Origin of the sequence: Rhodococcus sp. 05-2255-3B1 (genome assembly GCF_002258545.1) — a bacterium.
Taxonomy (GTDB): Bacteria; Actinomycetota; Actinomycetes; order Mycobacteriales; family Mycobacteriaceae; genus Rhodococcoides.
In genome coordinates, this window is record NZ_NOZC01000027.1 from 112,707 (window position 1) to 131,661 (window position 18,955).

Consider the following 18,955-nt stretch of genomic DNA (forward strand, 5'->3'; position numbering starts at 1 on the left):
CGCAGTGGTGTGGTTGTGCGCCGCCCAGGGCACATGACCACACCACTGCCGCAGGCACTCAGATCGTGCGGGTCAACCGATCGGCGAGCAGCTTGGAGAATTTCGCCGGGTCCTTGAGCTCGGTGCCTTCGGCCAACAAGGCCGTCGCGTAGAGCAATTCGGCGGTCTCGGCGAGATGCGGATCGTCGCTGCGATCCTCGCGGGCCTTCTTCAATCCCGTCACCAGATCATGGGTGGGGTTGAGTTCGAGGATCCGCTTGGAGGTCGGTACGAACTGGCCCGAGGCCTTGTACATCTTCTCGAGTTGCGGGGAGAAGCTGAACTCGTCGCCGACGACGCAGGCCGGTGACGTCGTCAGTCGTGTCGACAGACGTACCTCCTTCACGTCCTCGCCGAGGGTCTCGGTGAGCCAGGTCAGCAAGTCTGCGAATTCCTTGTCCTGCTCCTCGCGCTTGGCCTCGGACTCCTTCTTCTCCTCTTCGGTGTCGAGGTCCACCTCGCCCTTCGCGATGGACTGGAACGACTTTCCGTCGAAGTCGGTGACGTTGCCGACCCACACCTCGTCGACCGAATCGGTGAGCAGCAGCACCTCGAGCCCGCGAGCCTTGAACGCCTCCATGTGCGGCGAGCTCTCGATCTGCTGACGCGATTCGCCGGTCATGTAGTAGATCTGCTGCTGGCCGTCCTTCATCCGGTCCACGTACTCGGCGAGGGTGGTCACGCCCTCCTCGGAGTTGGTGGACGCGAACGACGCGATGCCCAACAGGGTTTCGCGGTTGTCGCTGTCGGAGATCAGGCCCTCCTTGAGGACCGTTCCGAACTGCGACCACAGCGTCTTGTACTTGTCGGGCTGCTCGCTCTGCAGCTCCTTGACCGTGGAGAGCACCTTCTTGGTGAGGCGTCGACGGATCGCGCGGATCTGCCGGTCCTGCTGCAGGATTTCGCGAGAGACGTTGAGCGAGAGGTCCGCTGCGTCGACGACACCCTTGACGAAGCGCAGGTACTCGGGCAGCAGTTCCTGCGAGTCGTCCATGATGAACACGCGCTTGACGTACAGGTGCACGCCGGCCTTGCTCTCGCGCATGAACAGGTCGAACGGCGCCTGCGACGGAATGAACAGCAGCGCTTGGTATTCGAACGTGCCCTCGGCCTTGAACGGGATGACCTCGAGCGGCTCGTCCCAGGCGTGGCTGACGTGCTTGTAGAACTCCTTGTACTCCTCCTCGGACACCTCGTCCTTGGAGCGGGTCCACAGCGCCTTCTGCGAGTTGATCGTTTCGGTCTCGATCGTGACGGTGTCCTCGCCGCCTTCCTCTTCGCTCTTGACGCGCTTCTCGACGTCGATGCGAATGGGCCAGGCGATGAAGTCGGAGTACTTCTTGACCAGTTCTTTGATCTTGCGCTCGGACGCGTAATCGTGGAGGTGGTCCTCCTCGTCGGCCGGCTTGAGGGCCAGCGTCACCGAGGAACCCTGCGGGGCGTCGTCGACGTCGGTGATCTCGTAGGTGCCCTCGCCGGTGGACTCCCACTTGGTGGCGGCGGCTTCGCCGGCCTTGCGGGTGAGCAGCGTGACCTTCTCGGCCACCATGAACGTCGAGTAGAAGCCGATGCCGAACTGGCCGATGAGCTCCTCGGAGGCGGCCGCGTCCTTGGCTTCCTTGAGCTTCTTGCGTACCTCGGCGGTGCCCGACTTGGCCAGTGTGCCGATGAGGTCGATGACCTCGGAGCGGGACATACCGATGCCGTTGTCCCGGATGGTGAGGGTACGAGCGGAGGAGTCGATGTCGATCTCGATGTGCAGATCCGAGACGTCGACGTCCAGGTCCTTGTTGCGGTACGACTCCAGGCGCAGCTTGTCCAGCGCGTCCGAGGAGTTCGAGATCAGTTCACGGAGAAAGCTGTCCTTGTTGGAGTAGATGGAGTGCACCATCAGATCCAGGAGCTGACGCGTCTCCGCCTGGAATTCGAGCTGTTCGGTACTCAATGTCTCCCCTTCTAGCAGCAAAACCGACGCGAATAATATACGGCAAGGCTACGGGTGAGCTGCGAAGACGTCGGCGCCGCCTACTCTGGGGACCGTGACGAAGACGAAGTTCGTACTGGGAGCCGCCGCAGCACTGAGCGGTGCATGGTTGGCACGCGCGACGTGGGGGCTGCCGTCGGCGATCGGTGCCAGGCGCGTGCACATCACCCCGTACGCCGCCGGCTCTCCGCGCTACCGCGATCGCCGGTTCCACAACTCCGACCCGAGCTCGAGCTACGTTCCCGGGCGCGGCGAGAAGGGGCAGCAGAACATGTTCGTCTCGCTCGTCACCGAACGTGGCAAGGGCAGGCCCCAGCGCCCGATTCCGCTGGCGCCGCCGATCGCGCCGGTGGACGCGGGCGAACTGGCGGTCACCTGGTACGGCCACTCGAGTGTGCTCATCGAGGTCGACGGTTACCGCGTTCTCGCCGATCCGGTGTGGAGCAACCGCGTGTCCCCGTCCTCGGTGGTGGGGCCGGCACGGCTGCATCCGACGCCGGTCGAGTTGGTCGATCTGCCGCGCGTCGACGCCATCGTGATCTCCCACGATCATTACGACCACCTCGACAAGGCGACGGTGCAGAAGCTGGCGAGCATTCAGTCGGCACCGTTCGTCGTGCCACTGGGAATCGGCGCGCATCTGCGCAAGTGGCGGGTGCCCGAGGCGCGCATCGTCGAACTGGACTGGGACGAGCAGACGAACATCGGCGGCCTCACCGTCACGTGCACAGAGGCTCGGCATTTCTCCGGCCGCGGTCTGACCCGGGACTCGACGCAGTGGGCGTCCTGGGCCTTCGCCGGCCCCGTTCGACGCGTCTTCTTCGGCGGCGACACCGGCTACACACCGAAGTTCGCCGAGATCGGCAGCAACTACGGCCCCTTCGATCTGACGCTGCTGCCCGTCGGGGCCTACGACGTGCGGTGGCCGGACATTCACATGAACCCCGAGGAAGCGGTCACGGCGCACATCGAATTGACGGCGTCGGGCATCTTCGTCCCGATTCACTGGGCCACGTTCAATCTGGCGTTTCATCCGTGGTCGGAGCCGATAGTGCGGCTGCACGCCGCCGCCGAGGACGTCGGAGTGCAGGTGGCGGTGCCGATGCCGGGGCAACGAATAGACGGCACGCGAACGCTGCACGACGATCGTTGGTGGTCTCGGCTGGGCTGACCGAACCCTACTAGGCTGCACCCATGTCTATCGACGCCGATGCGCAGCGGGACGCCGGGCTGACCGAGGCGGACGTCGCCAGGCTCAGGGCCGAGGGAAAGTCGAACGACGTTCCGGCCCGAGCTTCTCGGTCGGTCCGCGACATCGTCCGTGGCAACGTCTTCACTCGCATCAACGCGATTCTGGGTGTGCTGTTGATCATCGTGCTGTCCACCGGTTCGGTGATCGACGGCATGTTCGGGCTGTTGATCGTCGCCAACAGTGGCATCGGCATCGTGCAGGAGATCCGCGCCAAGCGCACCCTGGATCGGTTGGCCATCGTGGGGCAGAACAAGCCCCAGGTTCGACGCGACGGCGTCTCGAAGCAGATCCCGCCCGACGAGGTCGTACTCGGCGACATCGTCGAACTGGGTCCCGGTGATCAGATCGTCGTCGACGGTGAGGTGATCGAGACCGCGAGCCTCGAGGTCGACGAGTCGTTGCTCACCGGCGAGGCCGACACGGTGCACAAACTCGAAGCGGCGCAGGTGCTTTCGGGCAGCTTCGTCGTGTCGGGCAGCGGTGCGTACCGCGCGACGAAGGTCGGGCGTGACGCCTACGCGGCCAAGCTCGCCGAGGAGGCCAGCAAGTTCACCCTGGTCAAGTCCGAGTTGCGCAGCGGCATCGACAAGATCTTGAAGTTCATCACGTACCTGATGATTCCGGCCGGGGCGCTGATCATCTACAACCAATTGTTCTCCAGCGGGCAGGCTTTGGGTCCTGCGCTCAACGGCATGGTCGCCGCGCTCGTCCCGATGGTCCCCGAGGGCCTGGTGCTGATGACGTCGATCGCCTTCGCGGTGGGCGTCATCAGGCTCGGTCAACGGCAGTGCCTGGTGCAGGAGCTGCCCGCGATCGAGGGACTCGCCCGCGTCGACGTGGTGTGCGCCGACAAGACCGGAACCCTCACCGAGAACGGGATGCGGCTGTCGGAGTTGGTGCTGATCGACGACGACCACTCCGGCTCGGTGACAAGTGCATTGGCGTCGCTCGCCCACGACGACCCGCGGCCCAACGCCAGCGTGCAGGCCGTGGGCGAGGCGTATCCCGACGCGCCGGGGTGGACGCAGACGGCCGTTGCGCCGTTCTCCTCGGCCAAGAAGTGGAGTGGACTGTCGTACGGCGAGCACGGGCATTGGTTGCTCGGTGCCCCGGACGTGCTGCTCGACGCCTCCTCCGACATCGCCCGTCGCGCCGAGGAGACAGGCTCGCGTGGTCTACGGGTGTTGCTGCTCGCCAGCTCCGACCGCTCGGTCGACGACGGCGAAGCGCCCGGAGTCGTGACCCCGCGTGCACTGGTGATTCTCGAGCAGAAGGTGCGCGAGGATGCCCGAGACACGTTGGAGTACTTCGCCAGCCAGCACGTCCAGGTCAAGGTCATCTCCGGCGACAATGCCGTCTCGGTCGGCGCGGTCGCGGGATCGCTCGGCCTGCCCGGCGGCGACGCCCCGATCGACGCGCGCGATCTGCCCGAGGACGCCGAGAAACTGGCCGACACTCTCGCAAATTCCACCACCTTCGGCCGAGTCCGACCGGATCAGAAGCGGGCGATGGTGGGCGCGTTGCAATCTCGCGGCCACACGGTCGCGATGACCGGCGACGGTGTCAACGACGTGCTCGCGCTCAAGGACGCCGATATCGGTGTCTCGATGGGTTCGGGAAGCGCCGCCACCCGAGCCGTCGCGCAGATCGTGTTGTTGGACAACAAGTTCGCCACCCTGCCCTACGTGGTAGGGGAGGGGCGACGCGTCATCGGCAACATCGAACGCGTCTCCAATCTGTTCCTCACCAAGACGGTGTACTCGGTACTGCTGGCGTTCCTCATCGGGCTCTCGGGCGTGCTGTCGCAGATCTTCCACTTCGAGCCGATCCCGTATCCCTTCCTACCGCGGCACGTGACGATCGCAGCGTGGTTCACCATCGGCATCCCGGCCTTCGTGCTCTCGCTCGCGCCCAACAACGAGCGGGCTCGCAGTGGATTCGTCTCGCGGGTGATGCGGCTGGCCGTCCCGTCCGGATTGATCGTCGGCTCGTGCACGTTCGTCTCCTACCTGCTGGTTTATGCCGGCCCGAACGCCACCGAGACCCAGGTGACGCAGGCCAGTACCACCGCGCTGATCACCCTGATCATGATCGCGCTGTGGGTGTTGGCCGTCGTCGCGCGGCCCTACAACTGGTGGAAGATCGTGCTGCTCGGCGGGTCGGTCGGTGGCTACCTGCTGCTGTTCGCGATCCCGTTCTGCCGCACCTTCTTCAAACTCGATCCGTCCAATGCGGGGGCCACCACCAGTGCATTGATCATCGGCGGTATCGGAATCGCGCTCGTCGAGGTTGCCCATCGATTCGGATCGGCGCTGCGCAATCGAACATCACTACGCAACACGCAGTACAAAACGTAAGCTTCCGGATGTTCGATCATTCCAGCGACAGGAGACAGTCATGGGCTTCGCAGACAATCTGAAGGGCATCGTCGACAAGGGCAAGGATCTTGCGGCCGAGAACTCGGACAAGATCGACGACGTCGTGGAGAAGGCGGGGGACTTCATCGACAACAAGACCGGTGGCAAGTACTCCGATCAGATCGACAAGGTCCAGGAAGCAGCCAAGAAGGCCATTCCGGACAAGTAGGACCTTTCGGTCTCCTCGTGCAGGTGATCGTGGCCGTCGGTCGTGCCCCAGGGTGCGGCTGACGGCACAATCGTCGGGGTGGACGGACCGATTCTTCTTCTCGTAGTCATCTTCGCGATCGCAGTCGCCGGTTTCGCCAGGCGCATCGATCTGCAGGTTCCGCTCGTCCTGGTCACCGTCGGATCCATCGCCTCGTTCGTTCCCGGGGTCCCGCACGTCAGCCTGTCGCCGCAGCTGATCCTCGGCGTCGTGCTTCCGCCGCTGCTGTACTCCGCCGCGCTGGATTTCTCGTTCGTCAGCTTCCGACGCAATCTCGGCCAGATTCTCCGACTTGGTCTCGTCATGGTGATCGTGACGACATTGGTCGTCGGCTGGTTCGCCAATCTGTTGATCCCGGAGCTCACCCTCGGCGCGGCCCTGGTGCTCGGTGCCGTCGTGGCCCCGCCCGACGCGGTCTCCGCGATCGCCGTCGGGCGCAAGCTCGGTCTGCCCGCGCGGATGATGGCCATCCTCACCGGCGAGTCTCTGGTGAACGACGCGGCCGCGTTGACTCTGTTCACCCTGGCCGTGGCCTCGGTGACGGGCAGTCGGATCGAACTGGGCTCACCGGTGTTGTTCTTCCTGTACGAGATCGTGGGCGGCGTATTGGTGGGGTTGGTGCTGGCGCGCATCGTGCGGTTCGTCCGCAATCGGATCGCGGATTCGGCGCTGGAAACCGTGCTCGGTCTGGTCCTGCCGTTCACCGCGTATCTGGCGGCCGAGGAAATCCATGCGTCGGGAGTTCTCGCCGTCGTCACCGCCGGTTTCGTGCTAGGGCGCGTCACCGCCGACGTCTCGGTGTCCACCCGCGTTCAGGAACGGCAGGTGTGGCCGACGCTGGATCTCCTGCTCGAGGCATTCGTGTTCGCCTACATGGGTTTACAGCTGAAGTTCGTCATCTCGGAGGTGCAGCGCGAAGGGTTGCCCGTCCACCATGTGTTCGCCTATGCGCTGCTGGTGCTGGTGGTGGTCATGGCCGTCCGACCAGCTTGGATCTTCGCCAATTCCGGCCGAAACATGCTGCTTCGCAAGCTGTTCCGGCGATCACCGTCAGGCGAAGCAGGTCTGACGTGGCAGCAGAACCTGGTGCTGTCCTGGGCGGGCATGCGCGGGGTGGTGACGCTTGCGGCGGCGGCCGGTGTACCGCTGACCACGGTGCTCGGCGACGAATTTCCCGGGCGGGCCGTGATTCAGGCGGTGGCCTTCGTCGTCGCGGTCGGTACGTTGCTGCTGCAGGGTCTGACGCTTCCGTTGTTGATCCGCCGCCTCGACGTCGCAGATCCACTCGAGCAGCAGCGCAACGACAATCAGCGGCTGCTGTCGCAGGCCATTGCCCGGACTGCGGCGGAGGACTACCTCCAGCGCGCGGCGAAGGACGGAATCGACGGAGTGGACAGCGTTCGCGTCGACGAGGTCATCCAGCGCGTCCGACGCTCCGTGCGCGCTCGGTTGGATGCCGACGAGACCGAGGATCGCGAGAAGCGGATCGCGGCGGCCGGGGCGTTGTTCGACTCGCTGCGACACAACGTCCTGGTCGCGCAGCGGGCGGCGCTCATCGCGGCCCGCGACTCGGGGGAGCTGGAGGACGAAGCTCTGCGGGCAGTGTTGAATGGCTTGGACGTGGAAGAAATTGCGGCGGAGGCTCGCATCGCACGACGCACACCGTAGGAGCGCAGAGACAGTGAGGTCGACCCGGCTGGTCGCCGCCGCGGCACTGGTGTTCGCCGTTGCTGCGTGCAGCACTCCTGCCGAGGATCCGGCCACACCCGCCCCGGTGTCGATCGCGGCACCCGTGGGCTCGGAGCGAGGCGCGATCGTGTCGTCGATGCTGCTGGGGCAGGTCGACATCGGTGTCGCCTATCTCGGCGGGACCGCCACCAAAGTCGTGTACCGCACCACCGACGGGGTCACCGGGGGCGGGACCGAGGCATCGGGAACGGTGTTCGTGCCCAAGGGTTCTGCTCCGCCCGGCGGCTGGCCGATCGTCTCCGTCGGGCACGGCACCACCGGTGTCACCGACGAGTGCGCACCCTCGCTCTATCCGAACCTGTTGGGCACCATCGGATTGGTGACGCCGTTCCTCGAACGCGGCACCGTGGTCGTGGTGACGGACTACCAGGGTCTCGGAACTCCGGGAGATCCCGCCTACCTCGACCGGGACGCCGCGGCGTACGACGTGATCGACGCGGTGCGCGCGGCCCGCAACGTGGTTCCCGACGTCGGCACCAGGTGGGGCGCAGTGGGCACCTCCCAAGGCGGACATGCGGTCTGGGCGGCAGCCGAGCGCAGTGGCGACTACGGCGACGGTCTGCAACTGGTCGGTGCCGCGGCGCTGTCGCCCGCAGCCGATCTGACGCGGTTCTTCGCGCCCGAGACCGAGCAGACCGTGCCGCGTCAGCTGCTGGTGCCGTACCTCTACGAGGGTCTGCATGCCGCAGATCCGAGCGCCGAACGCGCGGACTACATCCGCGGCACGTTCGCAGACAACGTGACCGCGCTGACCGCCTGCAGTGACCTGCTCGGCTTCTCCAAGGCCGACGCCGGAGCCGTTCTCGATCCGGCCGACGCCCTCCCGGACTCCGCGGATGCATCGGATCGGATGACGCGGTGGCTCGAATCGGTTGCGGTACCGACTTCTCGCACCGAGGTGCCGCTGCTGGTCCTGGTCGGTGAACGCGACGACCTCATCGATCCCCGATGGACCCGGGACGCGGTAGCCGAGGCCTGCGCGCTGGGCGACGACGTCGAGCTTCGCTCCGAACCGGAGCAGGGCCATGCCGAACTGGCCGCAAACGGCATCGGAGTCGACTGGCTCGTCGAACGCTTCCTGAACGTGCCCACCTCGACCACGTGCGCGCGATGACCGCGGCACTGGCGTCGATGGCGGTGATCGTGGCCGTGATCGTCTCGGTCATCGCGGTGATCAGCCTGCGCGGTCGACGGGACCTCACCACGCCGGCCGAGCGAGCCGTCCACGCCACCCTGCACACCGCGTCGCTGGCGGCCAAGCCGTTGCGTGACGGTCTCGACACTCGTTCGGCCGCTGCGGCCGCGCCGCACCTGCGGGTACTGACCGGTGCGGACGCTTTGGGAATCTGCGACCCCGACGGTTCGCTGCTGGCCTGGGACGGCCCGTGGGACGAGCTGACACCGGCCTTCGTCGAGGCGGCGAAGCGGGCGGTGGACGGGCAGCGGCGCGTCCTGGTGCGTCTGCCGCTCGGTTCGATCCACGAGGTCAGGGCGTTGGTGGTGCAGCCGTTGGTCGTCGACGAGTCTCCGGTGGTCGGGGTGTTGGGGGCAGCCGTGGTCGCCGAGCCGGGACCGGGCATGCTCGGGGCCATCGCCGAGGTTGCGCGTTACGCCTGCGGTCAGATCGAGCTCGCCGAACTCGACGCGTCCCGGGCGCGGTTGGACCGCGCCGAGGTACGGGCGCTGCGCGCACAGATCAGCCCACACTTCATCTACAACGCACTCGGCACGATCGCCTCGTTCGTGCGCACCGACCCGGATCGAGCGCGTGAGCTGGTGCTCGAGTTCGCCGACTTCACCCGGTACTCGTTCCGCAACGCAGGCGAGTTCACGGTACTCGCGGACGAGCTACGCAACATCGATCGATACCTGACGCTCGAACGGGCCCGCTTCGGTGATTCTCTCCAGGTCACCTTGCAGGTCGCACCCGAGGTGTTGGGCGTCGCGCTGCCGTTTCTCGCGCTGCAGCCGCTCGTCGAGAACGCCGTCCGACACGGCCTGTCCGGCAAGGCCGACGGCGGCCGCGTGACGATCATCGCCGCCGACGAGGGCACCGACGCAGTGATCAGCATCGAGGACGACGGGGTGGGGATGGATCCGGACGTGCTGCGCTCGGGAAGCCTGCACACCGAGGACGCGGCCCATGTCGGATTGGCGAACGTGGACGATCGGCTGCGGGCAGCCTTCGGAAACGACTACGGTCTCGTAGTGGACACCGCACCGGGCGCAGGCACCAAAGTGAGTCTGCGGGTGCCGAAATTCAGGCCGGGTGTACGAGCATGACGCAGGCTGCCAACTCCGCCCCCGGCCGCGGGTTGATCGTTCTCGCCGTCGACGACGAGCGCCCGGCACTGGACGAACTCGCCTTTCTGCTGCGTCAGCAGGACACCGTCGCCGAGGTGTTCACCGCGCAGGACGCGACCACCGCGCTCCGCCAACTCAAGCAGACCTCGGGGCAGAATGTGGTGGACGCGGTGTTCCTCGACATCAATATGCCCGGACTCGACGGGCTCGAACTCGCCGGCATCCTGTCGGCATTCGCGCGACCACCCGCCGTCGTGTTCGTCACCGCCCACGACGACCGGGCGCTGGCTGCCTTCGATCTCGGTGCCGTCGACTACCTGCTCAAGCCCTTGCGCGAGGATCGGCTCACCGAGGCGCTGCGCCGGGTGCTGCTCGCGCGGCGTCGCCCCGCGGAGTCCGTGGACACCTCGGCGGACGAGGTCATTCCCGTCGAGCTCGGCGGAACCACCACCCTGGTGCACCGGTCGTCGGTGGCGTGGGTCGAGGCCGACGGCGACTACGCGAGATTGCACACCTCCAACGGCTCGCATCTGGTGCGGATCCCGATCTCGGCCCTCGAAAGTCGCTGGGCCGATGCCGGATTCCTGCGCGTGCACCGCTCCTACCTGGTCTCGCTGCGTCTGGTCACCGGGATCCGCAGCGTCGGTTCGGGACTGGTGGTGTGCCTGCGGGCCAGCGGAAACCTCGCGGCCTGCGAACTGCCGGTGAGCCGACGGCACGCGAGAGAACTCAAGGACAGACTGGTCCGCGGTCCGCTGCAATCGTGGTCCACCCGGTGACGAGGATCGAGCGATGACCCAGCCACACCGACAGCGGGTGGTGCTCTCGCAACGTCGCGGCGCGCGGATGGTGCGCACCCGCGTCGAAGTGCAGGAGCAAACCGAAGTGGGCGACGCCCTGGTCCGCAGCCTGGTTCGCGCGCAGCTTTTGCTGTCGGTGCGCCTGGCGGTGATGACGCTGTCGATTCTGTTCGCAATTCCGTTGCTGGGCATGCTCCTCGCACGTGTGACCGACGTCGCGCCGTCCGGCATCGGTCTGCCGTGGTTGGTGTTGGGGGTGGCGATCTATCCGTTGCTGTTCGGTGTCGGCTGGGCGTACGTGCGCCGAGCCGAGCGCAACGAGACCGAATTCGTCGGCCTGGTCGAGGACTAGGCGCACGTGAACGGATCCATTCCGATCGCCACCGTGATCGCGCTGATCCTGGCGGCCGTGGCCACGGTGGGCATCGGCATCTACGGAGTTCGGCTGGCCCGCACCACCTCCGACTTCCTGGTGGCCTCGCGCACCGTCGGGCCGCGGTGGAATGCTGCTGCCATCAGCGGCGAATACCTATCGGCTGCATCGTTTCTCGGGGTTGCAGGGCTCATCGCGAAGTACGGAGCCGATGCGCTGTGGTACCCGGTCGGCTTCACCGCGGGATACCTGGGACTGCTGCTGTTCGTCGCGGCTCCACTGCGCAGAAGTGGCGCGTACACGGTGCCCGATTTCGTCGAATTCCGGCTCGGCGCACCATGGTTGCGGACCGTGGCGATGCTGGTGGTTGTGGTCATCTGTGCGCTGTATCTGGTGCCGCAGTTCCAGGGCGCAGGCCTGACACTGAACATTCTGCTCGGAGTGCCCGGCTGGGTCGGTGCCCTGGCGGTGGGGCTGATCGTGATCGCGAACGTCGTCGGCGGTGGCATGCGCTCGATCACCTTCGTCCAAGCGTTCCAGTACTGGCTCAAGCTCACCGCGATCGCGATCCCGGCACTGGTGCTTGCCGTGCACTTCTTCGCCGACGACCGCAGCGTCGGCAGTCCTGCCCCACCGACGGTGACCGAGCAAACCGTCGTCGACATCACCACCGATGTTCTCGTGCAGGTGGATTCGCCGATCGTCGTCGCCGTGACGGGAACCCTCGACGACGAAAGCGTCGACGGGCGAGTCCTGCTGGACGCGGGCGAACATCGGCTCGCCTCGGGCACGTCGTTGACGCTCGACGCCGGATCACCCGTTCCCGTCGTCGCGGGAGCGCCGACCACCGACCGGGCGTGGGCGATGCCGGGCGGGGGACTGGGCGGGGCCCACCCGCTGTATCAGGTGTACTCGCTGATCCTGGCCACGTTCCTCGGAACCCTCGGCCTGCCGCACGTGCTCGTGCGCTTCTACACCAACCCGGACGGTCGAGCGGCCAGACTGACCTCGCTCACCGTCCTGGCGTTGCTCGGCATGTTCTACCTGTTCCCGACGGTGCTCGGCGTCTTCGCCCGGCTGTACGTGCCGCAACTGCTCATCACCGGAGCATCCGACGCAGCGGTGCTGCTGCTGCCCGGCTCGGTGCTGTCCGGAATACCGGGACAACTACTGGCCGCACTCGTGGCCGCGGGCGCCATCGCTGCCTTCCTGTCGACCTCATCCGGACTACTGGTCAGCATCGCAGGAGTGCTCAGTACCGACGTCCTCTCGGGCAAGGTCCGAGACTTCCGCGTCGCCGCGATCCTCGCCGGAGCCGTGCCGTTGGCGCTGTCGATCGGCGTCGTCTCACTCGACCTCTCGCGCACCGTCGGACTCGTCTTCGCCGTCGCCGCGTCCACCCTGTGCCCACTGCTGGTGCTGGGAATCTGGTGGCGCGGACTCACCGCAGCCGGAGCGGCAACCGGACTGCTCCTCGGCGGCGGCATCTCACTCGTCGCCGCGTCGATCTCCGTCGTCACCCCCATCTCCGACGGCGTCCTCGGCGGCTGGGCGGCGGCGATCCTCGGCTACCCCGCCGCCGTCAGCGTCCCCGTCGCCTTCGCCTCGATGATCGCCGTCAGCCTCGCCACCCGAAGAACGATCCCGTCGGACATCTCCCGCATCTTCGCGCGACTGCACCTGCCGGAAGGCCTCGACATGGGCAAAGACCGAGAGCGTGAACTCTGAGACACCTGGGTCATTCCCCAGGCTCCACTCCCGCCGCCACCGCTCGACTGCCATTCTCGACCGCTCGTCGCACACTCCCGCAGCCCATCGTGTGATCGACACCACCTCCTGATTTTGTGACCTGACTCTCATTACTGTTCCGAGTCAGCCAGAGCTCACATCAACTTCAGGAGTCCAAGGTGACCGCACCGGAAACCAATTCGCCACCGGACGCGCAAGCGTTCGTCGACATGCAGGCCAGTCCCGAGTTCCAGGAACTCCGGCGACGCCTGCGTAGCTTCGTGTTCCCGATGGCCGGGTTCTTCCTGGTCTGGTACATCCTCTACGTGCTGCTGAGCACCTACGCCGTGGACTTCATGTCGACCAAGGTGTGGGGCAACATCAACATCGGCCTGCTGCTCGGCCTCGGCCAGTTCGTCACGACGTTCGCCATCACCGGCATCTACGTGAAGTTCGCCAACCGTGAACTCGATCCTCGCGCCGCAGCCCTGCGCGCCGAGATGGAAGCCTCCCAGGGAGCGAAAAACTGATGATCGGTCATTCCGCAGGCTCCACTCCCGCCGTGAACGTATTGGCCCAGGCTGCCGACACCACCGTCGGTGAACCCCTCGTCAACATCGCGATCTTCGGCGCGTTCGTCATCATCACCATGGCCGTCGTCATTCGCGCCTCGAAGAAGAACGCGACCTCCGCGGAGTTCTTCACCGCAGGTGGCGGATTCTCCGGACCGCAGAACGGTGTCGCCATCGCCGGTGACTACCTCTCGGCGGCAAGCTTTCTCGGTATCGCCGGTGCCATTGCCGTCTACGGCTACGACGGCTTCCTGTACTCCATCGGCTTCCTCGTCGCCTGGCTCGTCGCCCTGCTCCTGGTCGCCGAACTGCTCAGGAACACCGGCAAATTCACCATGGCCGACGTGCTGAGCTTCCGGCTCAAGCAGGGCCCGGTTCGTACCGCAGCTGCGCTGTCGACGCTGACCGTCTCGCTGTTCTATCTGCTCGCGCAGATGGCAGGCGCAGGCGGACTCGTTGCACTGCTCCTCGACATCTCCGACCGCACCGGGCAGTCCATCGTCATCGCCATCGTCGGTGTGCTGATGATCGCGTACGTGCTCATCGGCGGCATGAAGGGCACCACCTGGGTGCAGATCATCAAGGCCGTTCTGCTTATCGCCGGTGCGGCGTTCATGACCGTTCTGGTTCTCGCCAAGTTCGGCCTCAACTTCTCCGAGCTGCTCGGCAGCGCGCAGACCATGGTGGCCGGATCGGCAAGCGACGCCGTCGCAGCGCGCGACGTCATCGAGCCCGGCGCCCAGTACGGCGGCAGCGCCACCTCCAAGATCAACTTCCTCTCGCTCGGCATCGCGCTGGTCCTCGGCACCGCGGGTCTGCCGCACGTGCTGATGCGCTTCTACACGGTGCCCACCGCCAAGGAAGCTCGTCGCAGCGTCGTGTGGGCCATCGCGCTCATCGGTGCGTTCTACCTGTTCACCCTGGTGCTCGGCTACGGTGCCGCAGCGATCGTCGGACCCGACCGCATCCTGGCCTCGGCCGGCGGTCAGAACTCCGCAGCTCCGCTGTTGGCCTTCGAACTCGGCGGCGTCATTCTGCTCGGCGTCATCTCGGCGGTCGCCTTCGCGACCATCCTGGCCGTGGTCGCCGGATTGACGATCACCGCGTCGGCGTCGTTCGCTCACGACATCTATGCGAGCGTCATCAAGAAGGGCAAGGTCGACGACAAGAAGCAGGTCAAGGTCTCGCGCATCACCGCCGTCGTCATCGGGATCCTGGCCATCGGCCTCGGCATCCTCGCCAACGGGCAGAACATCGCGTTCCTGGTCGCACTCGCGTTCGCAGTCGCTGCGGCCGCGAACCTGCCGACCATCCTGTACTCGCTGTTCTGGCGTCGCTTCACCACCACCGGCGCACTGTTCAGCATGTACGGCGGTCTGATCTCGACGATCGTGCTGATCGTCTTCTCCCCGGCCGTCTCCGGATCGCCGACGTCGATGATTCCCGGCTCGGACTTCGCCTGGTTCCCGTTGTCCAACCCCGGCATCGTCTCGATCCCGTTGGCATTCATCCTCGGCATCGTCGGAACCCTGATCTCGAAGGACACCGAGAGCACCGACAAGCAGGCCGAGATGGAGGTTCGCTCCCTCACCGGTATCGGTGCGGAGAAGGCCAGCGCTCACTGACCGATCCAGGCTCCATCGAAAGTGCCCGTGTGAGCAAGGCCTCACACGGGCATTTTTCGTTCAACGGTTACCATCCCTGCTGTGGCCAAGCTGAAGGTTTCCCTCGACGTCCCGCTGACCCCCGAGCAGACGTGGGCGCACGCGTCCGATCTGTCCGGCTACGAGCAGTGGCTCTCCATCCACGAAGCGTGGCGCGGTGAGCTGCCCGAGCAGCTGGCCGTCGGCACCACCCTGGACTCCGTCGCCAGCGTGAAGGGCATGCGCAACCGCGTGTCCTGGAAGATCGAGTCCTACGACCCGCCCAAGAAGCTCGAGCTCAAGGGCAACGGCAAGGGCGGGGTCAAGATCGGTCTGAACATGTCCGTGAAATCCAAGGGTGACGGTTCCGAGATCACCATCGACATCAACCTCGGCGGCGCGCCGCTGTTCGGTCCGATCGGCTCCGGCGTCGCGCGCGCTCTCAAGGGCGACATCGAGAACTCGTTGAAGACGTTCGTCAAGATCTACGCCTGACAGGTCGCGCCATGCCCGGTAGACACAGTGCCCCGTCGTCCACCTCGCGCAGTAGGGGCATGGCCAAGTACGGCATCGTGGCCGTTGTTCTGTTGCTGGTTCTCGGCGGCGGAGTGTTCGTCGGTCTGAAGGCCTTCGGTTCCGAGTGCGGTGATCCCGAGGCCTTGTCGCTTGCCGCGGATCCGGCGATCGCACCCGTGTTGCAGCAGATCGTCGACAAGACCTCGTCGGAGGAGTTGGGTTGCGCCGCCGTCGAGGTCACCGCCACCGAGTCGGGTCAAGTCTCGGCCGCGGTGGCCAAGGGCGACGACGTGCCCTCGCTCTGGGTTCCCGATTCGTCACTGTGGATCGGCAAGACGGTGCGGTCCACTGCGTCGTTGATCGACTTGGCGAGTCAATCGGTGGCGGCTACCCCCGCCGTGCTCGCGGCACGCAAGGACGAGGTGCCGTTCTTCGACACCTGGCTCACTGCCTTGAAGCTCGAAGGTCTGCGCATCGGTAATCCGTTGGCCAACACCACGTCCGACGCGGCCATCCTGGGCGCGGTGGCAGAGGCCGGATCGGACGAGACCGCGCTCGACTCGGTCTCGGCGGCGCTCGTCCCCATCGCTCAGGCTCAGGCCGCCACTCGCGGCGAGGCCGATCCGACGGTGCGCCTCGACGATCTGGTCGCCGACGGGGGAGTCGCGGTGGTGTCCGAGCAGGCCTACCTGGACTACCAGCAGGACAAGAACGTCGAACTCGGCGCGACGGCTCCGCCGACCGGTGCCTTCTTCCTGAACTTTCCGCTGGCGGTGACCGAACCCGCGGGCGATCGACACGAGACCGCGAAGTCCGTCGGGACGGCACTGGCCACGGCCATTCAATCCGAACAGGGGCAGCAGGCTCTGTCCGACGCCGGGTTCCGCTCCGCAGACATGGCCTCGCTCGATTCCGATCGCGGGATCGGGGACGTCACGCCCCTGACGATTGCCGATCAACAGGCCGCCGAATCGACGTTGCGTCAGTACCAGATCTTGGCGCTCCCGTCGCGGGCGTTGGTGATGGAGGATGTCTCCGGATCGATGAACTACAGCGCCGGGGCGAATTCACGTATCGCCATGACGGTGCAGGCCAGTGAGACCGGAAATCGGCTGTTCCCCGACAACGCGTCGATGGGGTTGTGGGCGTTCTCGATCGGACTCGGCGGTGGCGATCAGGACTACCGTGAGCTGGCACCGATCCGGCGAATGGACGAGCAGGTCGGCAACACCACTCAGCGTGAGGTGCTGTTGCAGCAGACCCGAACGCTGCCGTCCCTGGTCGGAGGTGGTACCGGGTTGTACGACACCACGTTGGCCGCGTTCCGCACCGTGCAGCAGGGCTACGACCCCGATGCGGTGAACAGCGTCATCATCCTCACCGACGGCACCAACGAGGACCCCGACAGCATCTCGCTCGACGAGCTGCTGTCGACTCTGCGAGCCGAGCAGGACCCGTCCAAGCCGGTCGTCATCGTCACCATCGGAATCACCGACGATGCGGATGCCGGTGTACTGCAACAAATTTCGGCGGCCACGGGCGGTACGAGCTTCGTCGCACGAAATCCTGCGGAGATCCCCAACGTGTTCGTCAATGCGCTCAGAAGTCGCTCCGGTCGCTGAGGAGGCTACTATGCTGTGCGTCGCGTCACTTCTGAGTGTGCGTGCGGTTGCATTCGTGAGTGCAGCTGGGGGCCGAGCAGGGGGTTGCATCGATGTCGGGACGTCACAGCGGTAGTCCGCGCCGGTTCGGTTCGGCCGCGACCTGGTCGGTGCTCGCGCTGGTGGCAGTCGTTGTCGTGGTCGGCAGTTGGTTCGGAGTGCAGGCCGTACGCGCATCCGGTGCGGACACCTGCGATTCCCTCGACACGGTCTCGCTGGCGGTGGACATGTCGATCGCCGAACCGGTGCAGCAGATCGTCTCGCAGGCAGGCGAGGTCGAGCGCGGCTGCGTGAACTTCGAGGTCCGCCCCGAACGCCCCACCGATACGGCCACCGAAATCGCCGGAACCGATGACGAGCGTCCGGATCTGTGGATCCCGGATTCGACGCTGTGGCTGCTCAAGACCCTGCGCTCGACCGGGGCACTTCCCGAGCTGGCCAAGGCCTCGGTCGCGAACACGCTGCCGGTCCTGGTCTCGAAATCCGATGCCGTGCCGGTGACCGATACCTGGCTCAGCGTGCTCCAACTTCCCGGTCAACGCATCGGTGACCCCCTGACCAGCAGCGCATCGAATGCCGCGATCCTCGGTGCACTGGCCGAATCCGAGGTGGCCATCTCCGACGCCAAGGCCGTGTCGGCGGCACTGGTGCCCATGGCGCAGGACTTCGGACGGATCGCGGACGCCCCACACGACACCCCGGATCTGGTGGCCCAGGTGGCCACGGACGGCGGCACCAGCGTGGCCACGGAGCAGGCGCTGCTGGCGTACGAGGCCGACAATCCGGGATCGGAGTTGACCGAGTCGGTTCCGCCGACCGGGAGCTACTTCCTCAACTACCCACTGGCCGTCACGGCACCGGCCGGACCCGAGTACGACCGCGTGAAGAAGGCAGGAGCGGCGTTGGCCTCGGTGCTCGCCACTACGTCGGCCACCGACATCTTGGTCGCAGCCGGGTTCCGAACGTCGAGTGGCACACCACTGTCCGACGGCCGAGGCGTCGGATCGGTGGCGTCGCTCGAGATCAAGAACCCGCTGTCCATCGAAACGACATTGCGAGACTGGGCCGTCCTGGCGCTGCCGCTGCGCACGCTCGTGGTCGAGGACGTCTCGGGTTCGATGGCGGCGAAGTCGGGCGACTCGACGCGTATCGCACTCACCGTCGACGCATCGGTCGGTGCCAACTCGCTGTTCAGCGACCAGACGGAAATGGGCCTCTGGGCTTTCTCGATCGGCCTCGGTGGCGGCAAGCAGGACTACCGCGAGTTGGTGCCGATGGGCAAGGCCGACGGTACCTTCAACGGAAAGTCGCAGCGCGACGCCATTCTCGATTCGATCCGAGGTCTTCCGGCTCTCGTCGGAGGCGGAACAGGGCTCTACGACACCACGTTGGCTGCGTTCCGGCGGGTCAAGGAGGGATACGACCCCGATTACGTCAACAGCGTCATCATCCTGACCGACGGAGCCAACGAAGACGAGGGCAGTATTTCCCTCGATCAGCTGCTGGCAACGCTGCAGAAGGAACAGGATCCGGTGCGGCCCATCGTGATCATCACCGTCGGCGTCACCGGTGACGCGGATCCTGTTGCACTGCAACAGATCTCGGCTGCAACCGGCGGAACGAGCTATGTTGCGGAGGATCCCCGAGACATCCCGGACGTGTTCGTCAAGGCCTTGAACTCGCGCACCGAGCGTCTCGCGGGCGGGTAG

The 18,955-nt window shown here is 65.9% G+C and carries 15 protein-coding genes; 14 read left to right on the forward strand and 1 reads right to left on the reverse strand.

All coding sequences use genetic code 11. From position 1 onward, the window contains the following. Window positions 1-58 precede the first annotated feature (58 nt). Window positions 59-1,984: a molecular chaperone HtpG gene (htpG, locus tag CH249_RS15225; RefSeq protein WP_045196555.1), complete on the reverse strand. Its 1,926-nt coding sequence runs from the start codon at window positions 1,982-1,984 to the stop codon at window positions 59-61. 85 nt (window positions 1,985-2,069) lie between these two features. On the opposite strand from htpG, the gene CH249_RS15230 reads away from it, so the two are divergent. The 14 genes from CH249_RS15230 (at window position 2,070) to CH249_RS15295 (ending at window position 18,955) form a co-directional block, all read left to right on the forward strand. Then, window positions 2,070-3,194 carry an MBL fold metallo-hydrolase gene (locus CH249_RS15230; RefSeq protein ID WP_373453547.1) on the forward strand — a complete coding sequence of 375 codons (1,125 nt, stop codon included), beginning with the start codon at window positions 2,070-2,072 and terminating at the stop codon, window positions 3,192-3,194. A 23-nt stretch (window positions 3,195-3,217) separates the two neighbouring features. After that, on the forward strand, window positions 3,218-5,632 hold the full coding sequence (locus CH249_RS15235) for an HAD-IC family P-type ATPase (protein WP_094683189.1): 2,415 nt from the start codon (window positions 3,218-3,220) through the stop codon (window positions 5,630-5,632). A gap of 40 nt (window positions 5,633-5,672) precedes the next feature. Continuing rightward, window positions 5,673-5,861 (forward strand): antitoxin, encoded by a 189-nt coding sequence (locus CH249_RS15240; protein WP_032395803.1) that lies wholly within the window; start codon window positions 5,673-5,675, stop codon window positions 5,859-5,861. Between the two features lie 78 nt (window positions 5,862-5,939). Then, window positions 5,940-7,568: a Na+/H+ antiporter gene (locus CH249_RS15245; protein ID WP_094683325.1), complete on the forward strand. Its 1,629-nt coding sequence runs from the start codon at window positions 5,940-5,942 to the stop codon at window positions 7,566-7,568. 13 nt (window positions 7,569-7,581) lie between these two features. Further along, window positions 7,582-8,763, forward strand: a complete 1,182-nt coding sequence (locus tag CH249_RS15250) for a lipase family protein (protein ID WP_094683190.1) — start codon at window positions 7,582-7,584, stop codon at window positions 8,761-8,763. Beyond that, complete coding sequence (locus tag CH249_RS15255) at window positions 8,760-9,932, forward strand: sensor histidine kinase (protein ID WP_032396262.1); 1,173 nt, start codon at window positions 8,760-8,762, stop codon at window positions 9,930-9,932. The genes CH249_RS15250 and CH249_RS15255 overlap by 4 nt, the downstream gene beginning before the upstream one ends. Next, window positions 9,929-10,732, forward strand: coding sequence for a LytTR family DNA-binding domain-containing protein (locus CH249_RS15260; protein ID WP_094683191.1), 804 nt, complete (start codon window positions 9,929-9,931; stop codon window positions 10,730-10,732). The genes CH249_RS15255 and CH249_RS15260 overlap by 4 nt, the downstream gene beginning before the upstream one ends. A gap of 13 nt (window positions 10,733-10,745) precedes the next feature. After that, window positions 10,746-11,105: a hypothetical protein gene (locus tag CH249_RS15265; protein WP_094683192.1), complete on the forward strand. Its 360-nt coding sequence runs from the start codon at window positions 10,746-10,748 to the stop codon at window positions 11,103-11,105. Between the two features lie 6 nt (window positions 11,106-11,111). After that, window positions 11,112-12,854: a cation acetate symporter gene (locus CH249_RS15270; RefSeq protein WP_094631185.1), complete on the forward strand. Its 1,743-nt coding sequence runs from the start codon at window positions 11,112-11,114 to the stop codon at window positions 12,852-12,854. A gap of 230 nt (window positions 12,855-13,084) precedes the next feature. Further along, a complete protein-coding gene (locus CH249_RS15275; protein ID WP_045200254.1) occupies window positions 13,085-13,384 on the forward strand; it encodes a DUF485 domain-containing protein in 300 nt (99 codons plus the stop codon). Beyond that, window positions 13,384-15,051 carry a cation acetate symporter gene (locus CH249_RS15280; protein ID WP_045196546.1) on the forward strand — a complete coding sequence of 556 codons (1,668 nt, stop codon included), beginning with the start codon at window positions 13,384-13,386 and terminating at the stop codon, window positions 15,049-15,051. The genes CH249_RS15275 and CH249_RS15280 overlap by 1 nt, the downstream gene beginning before the upstream one ends. An 81-nt stretch (window positions 15,052-15,132) precedes the next feature. Continuing rightward, a complete protein-coding gene (locus CH249_RS15285) occupies window positions 15,133-15,564 on the forward strand; it encodes an SRPBCC family protein (RefSeq protein WP_032395799.1) in 432 nt (143 codons plus the stop codon). An 11-nt stretch (window positions 15,565-15,575) separates the two neighbouring features. Beyond that, window positions 15,576-17,207, forward strand: coding sequence for a substrate-binding domain-containing protein (locus CH249_RS15290; protein ID WP_094683193.1), 1,632 nt, complete (start codon window positions 15,576-15,578; stop codon window positions 17,205-17,207). 92 nt (window positions 17,208-17,299) lie between these two features. Next, window positions 17,300-18,955, forward strand: a complete 1,656-nt coding sequence (locus CH249_RS15295; RefSeq protein ID WP_094645824.1) for a substrate-binding domain-containing protein — start codon at window positions 17,300-17,302, stop codon at window positions 18,953-18,955.

Excerpts from the sequence above, each read along its gene's own strand:
- CH249_RS15290 (WP_094683193.1), top strand. The coding sequence starts at position 15,576 with ATGCCCGGTAGACACAGTGCCCCGTCGTCCACCTCGCGCAGTAGGGGC.
- CH249_RS15295 (WP_094645824.1), top strand. The coding sequence starts at position 17,300 with ATGTCGGGACGTCACAGCGGTAGTCCGCGCCGGTTCGGTTCGGCCGCG.
- CH249_RS15235 (WP_094683189.1), top strand. The coding sequence starts at position 3,218 with ATGTCTATCGACGCCGATGCGCAGCGGGACGCCGGGCTGACCGAGGCG.
- CH249_RS15275 (WP_045200254.1), top strand. The coding sequence starts at position 13,085 with ATGCAGGCCAGTCCCGAGTTCCAGGAACTCCGGCGACGCCTGCGTAGC.
- CH249_RS15240 (WP_032395803.1), top strand. The coding sequence starts at position 5,673 with ATGGGCTTCGCAGACAATCTGAAGGGCATCGTCGACAAGGGCAAGGAT.
- CH249_RS15280 (WP_045196546.1), top strand. The coding sequence starts at position 13,384 with ATGATCGGTCATTCCGCAGGCTCCACTCCCGCCGTGAACGTATTGGCC.
- CH249_RS15260 (WP_094683191.1), top strand. The coding sequence starts at position 9,929 with ATGACGCAGGCTGCCAACTCCGCCCCCGGCCGCGGGTTGATCGTTCTC.
- CH249_RS15265 (WP_094683192.1), top strand. The coding sequence starts at position 10,746 with ATGACCCAGCCACACCGACAGCGGGTGGTGCTCTCGCAACGTCGCGGC.
- CH249_RS15255 (WP_032396262.1), top strand. The coding sequence starts at position 8,760 with ATGACCGCGGCACTGGCGTCGATGGCGGTGATCGTGGCCGTGATCGTC.